The sequence below is a fragment of the Pantoea sp. E956-1 genome (assembly GCF_982223955.1).
This window is the reverse complement of record NZ_CEUYZP010000008.1, coordinates 158,174-173,718: the sequence shown is the minus strand read 5'-3', so window position 1 is coordinate 173,718 and position 15,545 is coordinate 158,174. Positions and strand designations below refer to the sequence as shown.

The 15,545-nt window shown below is 55.7% G+C and carries 11 protein-coding genes; 5 read left to right on the top strand and 6 right to left on the bottom strand.

Features of this window, described 5'->3' with window-relative positions; all coding sequences use genetic code 11:
• Positions 1-174: 174 nt before the first annotated feature.
• The 5 genes from carA (at position 175) to AC0T7J_RS18525 (ending at position 8,639) form a co-directional block, all read left to right on the top strand.
• Positions 175-1,323, top strand: coding sequence for a glutamine-hydrolyzing carbamoyl-phosphate synthase small subunit (gene carA / locus AC0T7J_RS18545; RefSeq protein WP_473795706.1), 1,149 nt, complete (start codon positions 175-177; stop codon positions 1,321-1,323).
• A 14-nt stretch (positions 1,324-1,337) separates the two neighbouring features.
• Positions 1,338-4,565, top strand: coding sequence for a carbamoyl-phosphate synthase large subunit (gene carB, locus AC0T7J_RS18540; protein WP_473795705.1), 3,228 nt, complete (start codon positions 1,338-1,340; stop codon positions 4,563-4,565).
• A 243-nt stretch (positions 4,566-4,808) separates the two neighbouring features.
• Positions 4,809-5,948: a porin gene (locus tag AC0T7J_RS18535; RefSeq protein ID WP_010253747.1), complete on the top strand. Its 1,140-nt coding sequence runs from the start codon at positions 4,809-4,811 to the stop codon at positions 5,946-5,948.
• A 234-nt stretch (positions 5,949-6,182) separates the two neighbouring features.
• Positions 6,183-6,665, top strand: coding sequence for a type 3 dihydrofolate reductase (gene folA, locus AC0T7J_RS18530; RefSeq protein WP_473795704.1), 483 nt, complete (start codon positions 6,183-6,185; stop codon positions 6,663-6,665).
• A 90-nt stretch (positions 6,666-6,755) separates the two neighbouring features.
• Positions 6,756-8,639 carry a PhoX family protein gene (locus tag AC0T7J_RS18525; RefSeq protein WP_208002434.1) on the top strand — a complete coding sequence of 628 codons (1,884 nt, stop codon included), beginning with the start codon at positions 6,756-6,758 and terminating at the stop codon, positions 8,637-8,639.
• Between the two features lie 33 nt (positions 8,640-8,672).
• Here AC0T7J_RS18525 and apaH read toward each other — a convergent pair whose 3' ends face one another.
• Genes apaH through lptD form a run of 6 tightly spaced genes read right to left on the bottom strand, consistent with a single transcriptional unit; the run spans position 8,673 to position 15,483 of the window.
• Positions 8,673-9,530: a bis(5'-nucleosyl)-tetraphosphatase (symmetrical) ApaH gene (apaH, locus tag AC0T7J_RS18520; RefSeq protein WP_473795703.1), complete on the bottom strand. Its 858-nt coding sequence runs from the start codon at positions 9,528-9,530 to the stop codon at positions 8,673-8,675.
• A gap of 53 nt (positions 9,531-9,583) precedes the next feature.
• Positions 9,584-9,961 (bottom strand): Co2+/Mg2+ efflux protein ApaG, encoded by a 378-nt coding sequence (gene apaG / locus AC0T7J_RS18515; protein ID WP_003854807.1) that lies wholly within the window; start codon positions 9,959-9,961, stop codon positions 9,584-9,586.
• A gap of 3 nt (positions 9,962-9,964) precedes the next feature.
• Entirely contained in the window at positions 9,965-10,786 is an 822-nt protein-coding gene (gene rsmA / locus AC0T7J_RS18510) for a 16S rRNA (adenine(1518)-N(6)/adenine(1519)-N(6))-dimethyltransferase RsmA (RefSeq protein WP_003854805.1), read from the bottom strand.
• Positions 10,779-11,771 carry a 4-hydroxythreonine-4-phosphate dehydrogenase PdxA gene (gene pdxA, locus AC0T7J_RS18505; protein WP_473795702.1) on the bottom strand — a complete coding sequence of 331 codons (993 nt, stop codon included), beginning with the start codon at positions 11,769-11,771 and terminating at the stop codon, positions 10,779-10,781. Before pdxA ends, rsmA begins: the two co-directional genes overlap by 8 nt.
• Entirely contained in the window at positions 11,761-13,056 is a 1,296-nt protein-coding gene (surA, locus tag AC0T7J_RS18500) for a peptidylprolyl isomerase SurA (protein ID WP_473795701.1), read from the bottom strand. Before surA ends, pdxA begins: the two co-directional genes overlap by 11 nt.
• Positions 13,057-13,110: 54 nt before the next feature.
• Positions 13,111-15,483 (bottom strand): LPS assembly protein LptD, encoded by a 2,373-nt coding sequence (gene lptD, locus AC0T7J_RS18495; protein ID WP_473795700.1) that lies wholly within the window; start codon positions 15,481-15,483, stop codon positions 13,111-13,113.
• Between the last annotated feature and the right edge of the window lie 62 nt (positions 15,484-15,545).

Here is a 15,545-nt window from a genome sequence, read left to right as displayed (position 1 = left end):
GAAGGCAGATAAGGATGAAAAAATCCCGCCGCAGGGTAGACAAGGGCCAGGGCGATCATTAGAATGCGCGCAATTTGCCAAAAATCGACAATTCAGGCGGTTTTTGCATTGATTCAGGCGGCTATTTTGAATTAATATGCAAATATTGTGACTGTTTATTCCCTGGAGGATGTTTTGATTAAGTCAGCGCTATTGGTTCTGGAAGACGGAACCCAATTCCACGGTCGGGCCATCGGGGCAACAGGGTCGGCAGTGGGAGAAGTCGTTTTCAATACCTCAATGACCGGTTATCAAGAAATCCTCACTGATCCTTCCTATTCCCGCCAAATCGTTACTCTCACTTATCCCCATATCGGTAATGTCGGAACCAATGCCGCCGACGAAGAATCCAGCCAGATTCATGCGCAGGGCCTGGTTATCCGTGACCTGCCGCTGATTGCCAGCAACTTCCGTAGTGAAGAGGGCTTATCCGCCTGGCTGCAGCGCAACAACATCGTGGCGATTGCCGATATTGATACCCGCAAGCTGACGCGCTTGCTGCGTGAGAAAGGTGCGCAAAACGGCTGCATCATTGCGGGCGATAATCCGGATGCCGCGCTGGCGCTGCAAAAAGCTCAGGCGTTCCCGGGACTGAAAGGGATGGATTTGGCGAAAGAGGTCTGCACCACTGAGACCTACAGCTGGCAGCAGGGCAGCTGGACGCTGGAGGGAGGGCTGCCAGAGCAGGCCGACGCTGAATCACTGCCTTACCATGTGGTGGCTTACGATTACGGTGCCAAGCGCAACATTCTGCGGATGCTGGTCGATCGCGGCTGTCGTCTGACCGTCGTTCCGGCACAGACGCCTGCCGAAGAAGTACTGAAGCTTAATCCGGATGGCATCTTCCTCTCTAACGGTCCTGGCGACCCGGAGCCGTGCGACTACGCCATCAGCGCAATTCAGGCCTTCCTGAAAACAGAGATCCCGGTATTCGGAATCTGTCTGGGTCATCAGCTGCTGGCGCTGGCCAGCGGGGCTAAGACCGTAAAGATGAAGCTGGGTCACCACGGCGGCAACCATCCGGTGAAAGATCTCGATAACAATCGCGTGATGATCACCGCGCAGAACCATGGTTTTGCGGTCGATGAGAACAATCTTCCCGCTAACCTGCGTGTTACTCACATTTCGTTGTTCGATAAAACCGTGCAGGGCATTCACCGCACCGACAAGCCCGCATTCAGCTTCCAGGGACACCCGGAAGCCAGCCCGGGCCCAGGCGATGCTGCGCCGCTGTTTGACCACTTTATTGAATTGATTAACGCATTCCGTCTGCAAGCGAAGTAATCAGGAGCTCATTCATGCCAAAACGTACAGACCTAAAATCCATCCTGATTCTTGGTGCCGGTCCGATTGTGATCGGCCAGGCCTGCGAATTTGACTATTCCGGTGCGCAGGCGTGTAAAGCGCTGCGTGAAGAGGGTTACCGCGTCATTCTGGTGAACTCCAACCCGGCGACGATCATGACCGACCCGGAAATGGCTGATGCGACTTATATTGAGCCGATTCACTGGGAAGTGGTGCGCAAAATCATCGAAAAAGAGCGCCCGGACGCGGTACTGCCGACCATGGGCGGTCAGACAGCGCTGAACTGTGCGCTGGAGCTGGAACGTCATGGCGTGCTGGAAGAGTTTGGCGTCACCATGATCGGCGCAACGGCTGACGCAATCGACAAAGCGGAAGATCGTCGTCGTTTCGACGTGGCGATGAAAAGCATCGGTCTGGATACCGCGCGCTCCGGCATTGCGCACACCATGGAAGAAGCGCTGGCCGTGGCTGAAGATGTCGGTTTCCCCTGCATTATCCGTCCCTCATTTACTATGGGCGGAACCGGTGGCGGCATCGCCTACAACCGCGAAGAGTTTGAAGAGATTTGCGAACGCGGTCTCGACCTCTCACCGACCAATGAGCTGCTGATTGATGAGTCGCTGATTGGCTGGAAAGAGTATGAGATGGAAGTGGTGCGTGATAAAAACGACAACTGCATCATCGTCTGCTCCATTGAAAACTTCGATGCGATGGGGATCCACACCGGTGACTCCATCACGGTGGCACCTGCCCAGACGCTGACCGACAAAGAGTATCAGATCATGCGTAACGCCTCGCTGGCGGTGCTGCGTGAGATCGGTGTCGAAACCGGTGGCTCCAACGTGCAGTTCTCGGTTAACCCGAAAGATGGCCGCCTGATTGTCATTGAGATGAACCCGCGCGTGTCACGCTCCTCGGCGCTGGCCTCCAAAGCGACCGGTTTCCCGATTGCTAAAGTGGCGGCCAAACTGGCGGTCGGTTATACCCTCGACGAGCTGATGAATGATATCACCGGCGGTTTAACGCCAGCCTCGTTCGAGCCTTCCATCGACTACGTTGTCACCAAGATCCCGCGTTTCAACTTCGAAAAATTTGCCGGTGCTAACGATCGCCTGACCACGCAGATGAAGTCGGTCGGTGAAGTAATGGCGATTGGCCGTACTTTCCAGGAGTCCATGCAGAAAGCGCTGCGCGGCCTGGAAGTGGGCGCTAACGGCTTCGACCCGAAAGTGCACCTCGACGATCCGGAAGCATTAACCCGCATCCGCCGTGAGCTGAAAGATGCTGGTTCAGACCGCATCTGGTACATCGCGGACGCTTTCCGCGCTGGCATGTCAGTGGATGGCATCTTCAATCTGACCAATGTGGACCGTTGGTTCCTGGTGCAGATTGAAGAGCTGGTGCGGCTGGAAGAGCAGGTTGCCCGTGAAGGGGTTAATAGCCTGGATGAGACGTTCCTGCGCGCCCTGAAGCGTAAAGGCTTTGCGGATGCACGGCTGGCGACGCTGGCGGGCGTGGCAGAGAGCGAAATCCGCAAGCTGCGTCAGCAGTTTAACCTGCACCCGGTTTACAAGCGCGTAGATACCTGCGCCGCAGAGTTCGCGACAGACACTGCCTATATGTACTCCACCTATGAGGAGGAGTGCGAAGCCAATCCAAGTCCGGATCGCGAAAAAATCATGATTCTGGGCGGTGGGCCAAACCGTATCGGTCAGGGTATCGAGTTCGACTACTGCTGCGTTCACGCCGCCCTGGCGCTGCGTGAAGATGGTTACCAGACCATTATGGTCAACTGTAACCCGGAAACCGTCTCGACCGATTACGACACCTCTGATCGCCTCTACTTCGAGCCGGTCACGCTGGAAGATGTGCTGGAGATCGTGCGCATTGAGCAGCCAAAAGGCGTGATTGTGCAGTATGGCGGTCAGACGCCGCTGAAACTGGCGCGTGCGCTGGAAGCCGCAGGCGTACCGGTTATCGGCACCAGCCCGGATTCCATCGACCGTGCTGAAGACCGTGAACGTTTCCAGCAGGCGGTTGATCGCCTGAACCTGAAGCAACCCGCCAACGCCACGGTGGCCACACTGGAGCAGGCGGTTGAGAAAGCCGCGGGCCTGGGCTATCCGCTGGTGGTGCGTCCTTCTTATGTGCTGGGTGGCCGTGCCATGGAGATCGTCTACGACGAGATCGACCTCAAGCGCTACTTCCAGACGGCGGTCTCGGTTTCCAACGATGCGCCGGTACTGCTGGATCGCTTCCTGGATGATGCGGTCGAAGTGGATGTTGATGCGATTTGCGACGGTGAGCGGGTGCTGATTGGCGGCATCATGGAACACATTGAGCAGGCTGGCGTCCACTCCGGTGACTCCGCCTGTTCACTGCCGGCCTACACCCTGAGTCAGGAGATTCAGAATGTGATGCGCCAGCAGGTTGAGAAGCTGGCATTTGAGCTGAACGTTCGTGGCCTGATGAACGTCCAGTTCGCGGTGAAAGATAACGAAGTCTACCTGATCGAAGTTAACCCTCGCGCGGCGCGTACCGTGCCGTTCGTCTCTAAAGCGACCGGTGTCCCGCTGGCGAAAGTCGCCGCACGCGTGATGGCAGGCAAAACACTGGCAGAGCAGGGCGTCACTAAAGAGGTGATTCCGCCTTACTACTCTGTCAAAGAAGTGGTGCTGCCGTTTAACAAGTTCCAGGGCGTTGACCCGATTCTGGGGCCAGAAATGCGCTCTACCGGTGAAGTCATGGGCGTGGGCCGTACCTTCGCTGAGGCGTTTTCCAAAGCGATGCTGGGCGCACAGAGCAACATGAAGAAGTCGGGCCGTGCGCTGCTGTCGGTGCGTGAAGGCGACAAGAAACGTATTGTCGACCTGGCCGCTAAGCTGCAGAAGTTTGGTTTCGAACTGGATGCGACTCACGGCACAGCGGTCGTGCTGGGCGAAGCGGGCATCAATCCGCGGCTGGTGAACAAGGTGCACGAAGGGCGTCCGCACATTCAGGACCGTCTGAAGAACGGCGAGTATAGCTACATCGTCAATACCACGGCGGGTCGTCAGGCGATTGAAGATTCGAAACTGATTCGCCGCAGTGCCCTGCAGTATAAAGTGCACTACGACACCACGCTGAACGGTGGCTTCGCCACCGCGATGGCGCTGAATGCTGACCCGACGGAACAGGTTATCTCCGTTCAGGAGATGCATGCCCAGATAAAGGCGATGTAATGTGAAAAACGGCTCCTCTGGGAGCCGTTTTTTTTGACCCTTTTATTGGCGATAATCCGAAAGTCAGGTCCAGGAAGAGGCTGTAGTTTGCGTTAAAGTGACTGATTTGGCTTAATTTTTTAGCTATAGGTGCGAATAAGGCCGGTTCGCACAAATTTATAATATAAACACTTCCTGTGCGGATTTTTCGTCAGTACTATGCCTGCCGCTCATCACTGGAGCGTATCAGGACATAAATAAAAAATGAAAATGCGTACTTTTTCTCTGAGTGCAGTGGCTGCACTGATGGCAATTCTTCCTTTCGCCAGCCAGGCGGAAATTACCCTGTTAAAACAGGATCCGCAGGCAGGCGATCCGCTTAGCCGTCTTAACTTTACTTTTGGCGGCAGCATTCGTGCTCAGTTCAATCATCAGACCGGCGTGGATGACAAATCCTACAAGCGCGACGGTTTTGATGGCGGCACCCGTTTCCGTTTCGGCGCTGACTACTACCTGTTTGATGACGTCAGCTGGATCAGCTACTACGAGCTGGGCGTTAACGTCCCGGCGGTCTTCAGCTGGGATCGTCACTATGCGGATGGTGCCAATAACACCACGCGTCGTCAGCTCTACACCGGTCTGAAAAGCAAAACCTGGGGCCAGCTTACCTTTGGTCAGCAGAACAGCGTCTATTACGATACCGTGGGCGCCAAGACCGATATCTGGGATTACGACATGGTCGGCCAGGCACCGGGTAACGGGATCAACGGCGACTACGACGGATCTTACCGCTCACGCAAACAGCTGAAGTATAAAAACAGCTTCGGAGATGCGGATCTCTACGCCTCTTATCTGTTCGAAGATAACGAGTATCTGCCAGGCAATGGCCTGCGCTATAAGCGCAAAGGCGGCGGCTCGCTGGGTGTGGACTACCACATCACGGACGATCTGAGCTGGGGCACGGCGTGGAACTACACCCGCGCGGCGATGCGTAACCCGAACAACGGTGACAGCCGCGATTACGATCAGAACATTTACGGCACCGCGCTGAGCTGGACCCCAGGCAACTGGACGTTGTCAGCCGGCGGTGGCTGGTATGAGAACTTCATGACCACCAAACGCAAAGATGTGCATGACTACTTTGCCGGCGACGCATGGGGCATTGAATATTTCGCCGGTTACAAGATTCCGGTGGGGCAGTATGGTCTGAAAGCAGTACAGCCATATGTCATGGGCGATCGCATTGAGTATGCGACAGGCCGTGATTATCAGCGCATCGATAACGGTCTGGGTGTGGTGCTGTTCCTCGACTACGGTTTCCGTGTCGATTACGAACATGTGTTTACCTCCAGCACCGATAACCTGGGTGATATGAATCTGGTGCGTCTGCGCTACGACTTCTGATAACCCTGACGGCTCCTGCGGGAGCCGTTTTCTTTTGCGCACGACTTTTGTGCCAGCCTGAGGCCGATCGCTGGCGAGCTGCGGCAAACTGACGCGATTAGGCGGTGAAAAACGCTGCACAGGCCGTGAAAAACGACGTCATGAAAAGCTTTACGCAATTAGACCTTTCCCACTATCGACGAAAGTTTCACCTTTACGTATCATGGCGCCAATTTTTTTCAGTGAGTGGTTAACATGATTAGTCTTATCGCGGCATTAGCAGCAGATCGCATTATTGGAATGGAGAACGCCATGCCGTGGGACCTGCCTGCAGATCTGGCGTGGTTCAAGCGCAATACGCTGAAGAAACCGGTGATTATGGGCCGGCTGACCTTTGAATCCATTGGTCGTCCGTTACCTGGCCGACTGAATATCGTGGTCAGCAGCCAGCCGGGCACCAACGAAGGCGTTACCTGGGTCACTTCGCTGGATGAGGCGTTACAGGCAGCCGGTGACGCTGAAGAGATCATGGTGATTGGCGGCGGCCGCGTCTATGAGCAGATGCTGAAGCGTGCCGATCGTCTTTATCTGACGCACATTGATGCGGAAGTCGAAGGTGATACGCAGTTCCCGGATTACGAGCCGGATGAGTGGCAGTCAACGTTCAGCGAATTCCACGACGCTGACGAGCAAAATTCCCACAGCTACTGCTTTGAGATCCTTGACCGTCGTCGCTAATCCCACCCCTGCCGGGCTGTAACCTGGCTGTCATCTTTATTCATTAGCATTGCTTCTTTTCTGGGATCGACACAAAGGAAGCAATCACTAATGAAAATCGAACTCTCCGCATTAAGCACTGACCGCCTGCCTGATCCACTGCGTCGTAAATTTCTTGCCGGTTCCGGTGCTATCGGACTGACCGGCTTTCTCAGCGGCGGCCTGACGCTCCCGGGCAGCGCACTGGCGCAGGAGAAGCCTGCGGGCAGTCCACTGCTGGGCTTTCAGGCGATTGCCGCGTCTACGGCCGATGAGATTGTGGTGGCCCCTGGCTATCGCGCTGACGTGTTGATCTCCTGGGGTGATCCGCTGGTGAATGGCGCAGCCGCGTTTGATCCGCAGGGCAACAACAGCGCAGAAGATCAGGAAAAGCAGTTCGGTGACAACAACGACGGTATGAGCTTCTTCGCAATTAATGACCATCGCGGCGTGATGGCAATTAACAATGAATATGTGAATGAGCCAACGTTGTTCGCCCACGGCGGCAGTAAAGCGACCAGCCTGGAAGATGTCAAAAAGTCGCAGGCGGCGCACGGTATCTCCATCGTTGAAGTCAAACGGGGTGAGGACAATCGCTGGCAGGTGGTGCGTCCTTCTGACTATAACCGCCGCATTACCGCCAATACTCCGATGCGCTTCTCCGGTCCGGCAGCGGGGGATAAAGCGCTGCAGACTGCCGCCGATCCGCAGGGAATGCATGTCCTGGGCACCTTTGGTAACTGCGCTAACGGCAAAACGCCGTGGGGCACCTATCTCACCTGTGAAGAGAACTACGACACCTACTTTGGCACCCATCAGGCGGACTTTACACCGACCCCACAGCAGAAGCGCTATACCCTGAATGCCGCTGAGCCGGAGCGAAACTGGGCCGACTTTGATCCTCGCTTCGATATCGCTAAGAATCCCAACGAATTCAACCGCCACGGCTGGATTGTCGAAATCGATCCTTTCGATCCTCACTCCGTGCCGGTAAAGCGGACCGCGCTGGGCCGTTTCAAGCATGAGAATGCCGCCGTGACGGTCGCGAAAACCGGCCAGCTGGTGGTTTATATGGGCGACGATGAGCGCGGCGAATATATCTATAAATTTGTCTCAGATGACAAGGTCACTCCGGATGACGCTAAAGCCAATCACGGACTGCTTGATAAGGGCACGCTCTATGTGGCGCAGTTCAACGGCGATGCACAGGGCACACCGCTCAAAGGCACCGGGCGCTGGCTGGCGCTGAAGTGGGGCGAAAATGGGCTCACCGCTGAAAAGGGATTCAATAGCCAGGCCGATGTTTTGATCAATGCGCGTGCCGCAGCAGATGTGGTCAATGCAACGCGAATGGACCGGCCGGAGTGGATTGCGGTTAACCCGCATGACGGCCGTGCCTACTGCACCCTGACCAATAACAACAAGCGCGGAAATGAAGGCATGCCGGTCAATGCAGCGAATCCGCGGCCAAAAAATATCTACGGTCAGATTATTCGCTGGGATGAGAAGGGCGATGCTACCGCGCAGACGTTTGAGTGGGATATCTATGCGCTGTGTGGCAACCCGATAGCGCATCCTGAGGGGATCTATCGCGGCACACCTAACATCACCGCGGAGAACACCTTTAACAGTCCGGATGGGCTGGGGTTTGATGCGCAGGGGAGGTTATGGATCCTGACCGATGGCAAATACAGCAACAAAGAGGATTATCAGGGGCAGGGGAATAATCAGATGCTGGTGGGTGATCCGGATAGTGGCGAGATCCGCCGGTTTATGGTCGGGCCAAAATCGTGCGAGCTGACCGGTATTACCTTCACGCCCGATTACAAAACGCTGTTCGTGAATGTGCAGCATCCCGGTGAAGAGGGGGACTCGCACTTCCCAGACAACAGTCCGCGTCCGCGGTCGTCGGTGATTATGATCACCCGCGAAGATGGCGGCATTATCGGCGCATAAAACAGGATGCTGGCCGATTGGCCAGCATCGCCGTTATAGCGCGGGCGGTGCCAGACTGTCGCTGGAGGCCAGGGCTTTTTCGCGATTAGAGGGCTGCACCACATAGCGCTGCGTTTCCCAGTGCAGCAGGGTCAGCGTTCCGCCCCAGCAGCAGCCGGTATCCAGCCCGATGATGCCCTCTGGCGTGCCTTTGCCTTCCAGCGAGGCCCAGTGACCAAAGACAATGGTGTAGTCACGTGCGACCGGCCCTTCAATGTTAAACCAGGGTTTCAGCGGGGGAAGCGCCGATTCAGGAGCATCTTTGCAGATCATGTCCAGCTGACCGTTGGGGAAGCAGTAGCGCATGCGGGTGAGGGCGTTGGTGCTGAAGCGCAGACGCGCCAGGCCGGTCAGTTCCTCACTCCAGTTGTTGGGCATGTCGCCATACATGGCATCCAGGAACAGCGGATAACTGTCGCTGGCGAGAACCGCTTCGACTTCACGCGCGCACTTTTTCGCGGTCTCAATATCCCACTGCGGCGTGATACCGGCGTGTCCCATCACCAGCTTTTTCTCTTCATCAACCTGTAACAGCGGCTGACGACGCAGCCAGTTGATCAGCTCATCCGCATCATCCGCTTCCAGCAGCGGGGTCAGGCGATCTTTGGGCTTGTTACGGCTGATGCCGGCGTAGACCGCCAGCAGATGCAAATCGTGATTACCCAGCACCAGACGCACCGCATCGCCCAGCGATTTAACGTAGCGCAAGACTTCCAGTGAACCAGGACCGCGTGCCACTAAGTCGCCGGTGAGCCACAGGGTATCCTGCTCAGGATTGAAGTCGACCTGTTGCAGCAATGCACGTAATTCATCGTAGCAACCGTGAACGTCGCCAATCAGGTATGTGCTCATAACGTTTTATCCATCAGGAAGGTGCCCGACTTAACGGGCAAAAAGCGTGTGAATCAATGAATGTGGGTCTGAATGGCGAGGCGGAACACCGGGATCTCTACGTGAAAAGTGTCGCCCTGTTCGTCGACCATCACATAGTGCCCCTGCATGGTGCCCATCGGTGTTTCGATCACGGCACCGCTGGTGTACTGAAATTCATTGCCTGGCGCGATAAGCGGCTGTTCACCGACCACGCCTTCACCCTGAACTTCCGTTTCGCGGCCGTTACCGTTGGTAATCAACCAGTAGCGTCCCAGCAGTTGCACTGAGGAACGGCCCAGATTGCGTATCGTAATGGTATAGGCGAAGACGTAGCGATCATCATCCGGTGAGGATTGTGAGGCGACGTACTGGCTTTGCACATGGACGGAGACGCGGGCCGTTTCACTCATGACTTACTCCTGCGATTTTCCCTGATGATTCGCCAGCCAGTTTGCCAGCTGACAATATTGCGCCACCGAAACGTTCTCGGCACGCAGGGTTGGATCTATGGATAACTCTTCCAGCGCTCCGGCGGCCACCATGTGGCTCAGGCTGTTGCGCAGCGTTTTACGACGCTGGCCAAACGCTTCAGTGGTAATACGGCTCAGGATACGCACATCGCTGACCGGATACGGTGGCTCGGCATAGGGCACCAGACGCACCACGGCAGAGTCCACTTTCGGTGGTGGCGTGAAAGAGTGCGGAGGCACTTCCAGCACCGGAATTATCTGGCAGTAGTACTGCGCCATCACCGTCAGACGACCGTAGGTTTTGTTACCCGGACCGGCAACCAGACGATTAACCACCTCTTTCTGCAGCATGAAGTGCATATCTTTGATCGAACCAGTATAGCTGAAAAGGTGGAACATCAGCGGGGTCGAAATATTATACGGCAGGTTACCAAATACCCGCAGCGGCTGGCCTCTCTCCTGCGCCAGTGCGGCGAAGTCGAAGGTCATGGCATCCTGCTGGAAGATCGTCAGTTTCGGGCCAAGGAACGGATGCGTTTCCAGACGCGCAGCGAGATCGCGGTCCAGCTCTATCACCGTTAATTTATCGAGGCGTTCGCCAACCGGCTCGGTTAAGGCACCCAGGCCTGGGCCGATCTCCACCAGCGCTTCGTCGCGCTGAGGATGGATGGCGGAGACAATGCTGTCGATAATGTACTGATCGTTCAGGAAGTTCTGCCCGAAACGTTTACGGGCGTAGTGCCCCTGATGGACGCGATTATTCATTACTGCTCTTGATCATAGTGATGGCGAGGTTAAGCGCCGTGATGAAGCTGCCCGGTTCAGCCAGACCCAGCCCGGCAAGTTCAAGCGCGGTGCCGTGGTCAACTGAAGTCCGGATAAAGGGCAGGCCCAGGGTGATATTTACCGCCCGGCCAAACCCCTGAAATTTGAGTACCGGCAGGCCCTGGTCGTGATACATCGCCAGCACCGCATCGGCATATTGCAGATATTTGGGCTGGAAAAGGGTATCCGCAGGCAGCGGGCCGGTCAGATTAATGCCCTGCTGACGCAGTTCATTGAGTGCTGGCGTGATGGTCTCGATCTCTTCCCGACCCATGTGACCGCTTTCGCCGGCATGAGGGTTAAGACCACAGACGTAAATATGCGGCTCGGCAATCGCAAACTTCTGCTGCAAATCACGATGCAGAATCGTAATCACTTCATGCAGACATTCACGGGTTACCGCAGCGGGCACATCTTTCAGCGGCAGATGAGTGGTGGCCAGTGCGACTCGGAGTTCTTCTGTCGCCAGCATCATGACCACCCGATGGCCGCCTGCGCGATCGGCGAAAAATTCGGTATGACCGGTAAAGGCGATGCCGGCATCGTTAATCACGCCTTTATGCACCGGGCCGGTAATCAGGGCAGCGAATTCACCGTCGAGACAACCGTCACAGGCGCGCGTCAGCGTGGCCAGCACATAGTCGCTGTTGGCGACGCAAAGCTCCCCGGGTGTGACCGTCGCTGCCGTTTCAATTGGCAGGATAGTCAGTGTACCCGCCTGCTGTGGCTCGGCTGCCACACCAGGCTGGTAGGGCCGCAGCGTCAGCGGCAGACCGAGTTGCGCCGCACGCTGCTGCAACAGGGCAGGCGAGGCGCAGACCACCAGTTCAACCGGCCACGACTGCTGGGCCAGCTGAACGGTAAGATCGGGACCAATCCCGGCAGGTTCGCCGGGCGTGATCACCACACGGGCATTACTGCGCATTGCCATCCAGAATCTTCACGTAGGCACTGGCACGTTGTTCCTGCATCCAGGTCTGCGCTTCTTCCGCGAACTTACGGTTAAACAGCATACGGTAAGCACGCTCTTTCTGGGCCGCATCGGTTTTATCGACCTGACGGGTATCCAGCAACTGAATCAGATGCCAGCCGAAAGAGGAGTGAACCGGCTGGCTGGTCTGGCCTTTCTGCAGGCGCAGCAGCGCGTCACGGAACGCCGGGTCAAAGACTTCCGGAGAGGTCCAGCCGAGATCGCCGCCCTGGTTCGCCGAACCCGGATCGTCAGAGTACTGTTTAGCCGCCGCCGCAAAGGTGGTTTTGCCACTGCGGATATCGTTAGCAATCTGCTCCAGCTGCGCACGTGCCTGCTCGTCTGTCAGGATCGGCGATGGCTTCAGCAGAATGTGACGCGAATGGACTTCGGTGACCGAGACATTTTTGCTCTCGCCACGCAGGTCATTCACTTTCAGGATGTGGAAGCCCACACCGGAGCGCACCGGCCCGACGATATCGCCTTTTTTGGCGCTTGAGAGTGCCTGAGCAAACAGGGTCGGTAGCTCTTCGATTTTACCCCAGCCCATGTTGCCGCCTTTCAGCGCCTGGGAGTCGGCAGAGTAGGTCACGGCCATCTTGCCGAAGTCAGCGCCATTTTTTAGTTCGCCAACCAGCTGTTTCGCCAGCGTTTCCTGCTCATCAACCTGCTGTTGCGTCGGGTTTTCCGGCAGCGGCAGCAGAATATGACTGACGTTCAGCTCGGTGCCCTGGCTGTTCTGAGAGCCGATCTGGGAAGCAAGCGTATCCACTTCCTGCGGCAGAATCGTGACGCGACGACGCACTTCATTGTTGCGCACTTCGGCGATAGTCATCTCTTTGCGGATCTGAGAACGATACACGCTGTAGTTCATGCCGTCATAAGCCAGACGGCTACGCAGCTGATCAAGGCTCATCTTGTTCTGCGCAGCGATGTTCTGAATAGCCTGGTCCAGCTGCTCGTCGCTGATCTGAATGCCCGCTTTATCACCCATCTGCAGAATGATGTTGTCCATGATCTGCCGTTCCAGAATCTGATGGCGCAACGTTTTGTCATCCGGCAACTGCTGACCAGCCTGCTGGGCCTGAGATTTAACGGTGCTCATCATGCCGTCCACGTCACTCTCAAGAACCACGCCGTTATTGACCACGGCTGCAACTTTATCAACGACTTGTGGTGCTGCGAACGCGGTGTTGGCACTGATTGCCACACCAAGAATCAGCATTCTCCAGTTCTTCATACTTTATCCATTGTTGGTTCCGCACTGCGGGATTGCCTGTCAAACATCACAACATCAGAAAGCAGGCTGGTAAGGGATAATGCCCTGACGCAGCATATCGTTGGTGCCTAAGCCATAGTTCGGACTCAGACCACGCAGCTCAATGTTGAATGAGATTTGGTTGTCGTACTTACTGTCGTTGTTTTCCCAACCGTTAATTTTGCGTTCGTAACCGACCCGGATAGCGTAACAGCATGAGCTGTATTGCAGGCCAACCAGTTGTGAAGCCGGACGCGTGTTACGGGTATCGTAGTAGTAAGCGCCTACCACAGACCATGCGTCGGCAATCGGCCAGCTGGCCGTGGTACCCACCTGTGAAATCCCATTTTTGTAGATAGGATTCGTGACCAGGCTGCTATCGTTCAGCGCGGTCGCAACATACTCCGGGCTGCTGTAACGGTAGCTCAGCTGCACCATGCGGTCGGCATCACGACGGTATTCCAGTACGGTATTGCCCTGGGAGACGTTGTCGAGTTTGGTGTCATATTGCAGCCCACCCCGGACGCCCCAGCGATCGCTGATTTTCCAGTATGTATCGCCAGCCCAGATCAGGCTGCCGGTATCATCTTCTTTACTGGTTTGATTCACACCAGTACGAGAAGGGGTAAACGAGTAGATTTGACCTACAGAAACGTTAAAACGTTCAACCAGATCGTTATCATAAATACGCGAGGTGACGCCGGTAGCGACTTCATTGGCGGAAGCGATGCGATCCAGGCCGCTATAAGTACGATCGCGGAACAGACCGGTGTAGTCGGTTTGCAGCAGCGTTGAGTCGTACGGATAGATATTGCTCTGATTACGATACGGAATATAAAGGTACTGCACGCGCGGTTCCAGCGTCTGGGTATAACCCACCGCCGAATTCATATCGCGGTCAAACACCAGACGGCCATCAACTTTAAACTGCGGCAGGGTGCGGTTGACAGACTCATCCAGATCGCCACTTTTGCCGTTATTGTTCGCAAAATTATTATTGTAATAATCAACGTTAGTTTGCTGATAGTGGGTCGCCAGGAACTTCGCTTCGGTATCCAGGCTGGCCCAGCCGTTTGACAGCGGCAGATTCAGCGTTGGCTCAACATGTAAACGGGTCGCTTCGGGATAGCGGCTGCTGACGTTGGTGAACTTCACCGCCTGGGCATAAACCCGGCCATCAAACGGGCCGATATCGTTCTGATAGAGATTGACGTCCAGCTGCGGCATGGCGCGGTAGACGTTATTGCTGGTGGTATCGCCGAACACCTGGAAATCTTTGGTGGAGAGCGTAGCGTCCCAGTTGGTGTCCGCATAGCCAATGCTGAATTTCTGCGTGGCGTAGTTGTCAGTCGAGCTATAGTACTTCGAGTCGAGATCGTTGAAGTAATACTGATCGCTGACCTTGGTGTAGTCCGCGCTGAAACGCCAGTTCTTTTCATAAACACCGGCATGACGCCAGTAGAACAGCCAGCGATCGGAGCTGTCATTTTCGGCGATGCCGCGCAACGCTTTGTCGTTATCGTACTGTTTATCGGAGCCGAGGTAATCGAATTCAACCAGACCGGCACCCAGCGTCGTCAGATAACGGAATTCGTTCTGGAACTGCATGCCGCGCTTACTCATGTAGTGCGGCGTGATGGTCGCATCGGCCTGCGGCGCGATGTTCCAGTAATAGGGCAGCATGAACTCAAAGCCGTTGTTGCTGCCATATTTTGCATTCGGGATCAGGAAACCGGAGCGGCGACGATCGCCAATCGGTAACTGCAGATAGGGGCTATAGAATACCGGAACGGATCCGATCTTAAAGCGGGCATTCCAGATCTCCGCCACTTCCTCTTCGCGATCCTGGATCACCTCTGAACCCACCACGCTCCAGCTGTTGGAGCCGGGCAGACAGGAGGTAAAGGTACCGTTTTCGAGAATGGTGTAGCGGTTATCGCCGCGCAGCTTCATCTGATCTGCGACGCCGCGTCCCTGACGATCTACCATCTGGTACTGACCATTCCAGACGTTGGTATCTTTGCTGTTGAGGTTTGACCAGGCTTTCGGACCTTTCAGGATGACCTGATTGTCATCGTAGTGCACATTACCCAGGGCATCGACGGTACGGACTGGCGCGGTCTGTCCTTCCTGCTGGCGCTGATGAAGCTGGACTTCATCCGCCTGCATACGGCTGTTGCCCTGCTCAATATTCACATTACCGGTGAATACCGCATCATTGGGATAGTTCCCTTTGGCGGCGTCGGAGTGAATGGTGACAGGCATCTGATTCGTATCGCCATTCACCAGCGGGCGGTTATAACTCGGCACGCCTAACATACACTGCGACATCAAATCGTCGGCAAAGGCTTGCTGGCTAATGGCTGCGCCGATCAGTGTGGCCAGCAGGGTAGGTATATGTTTTTTCATACGCGGTATCGAGAATTCCATGAAAACTGGCATCATGCCGACAATCGGGTCAGAGACTAACT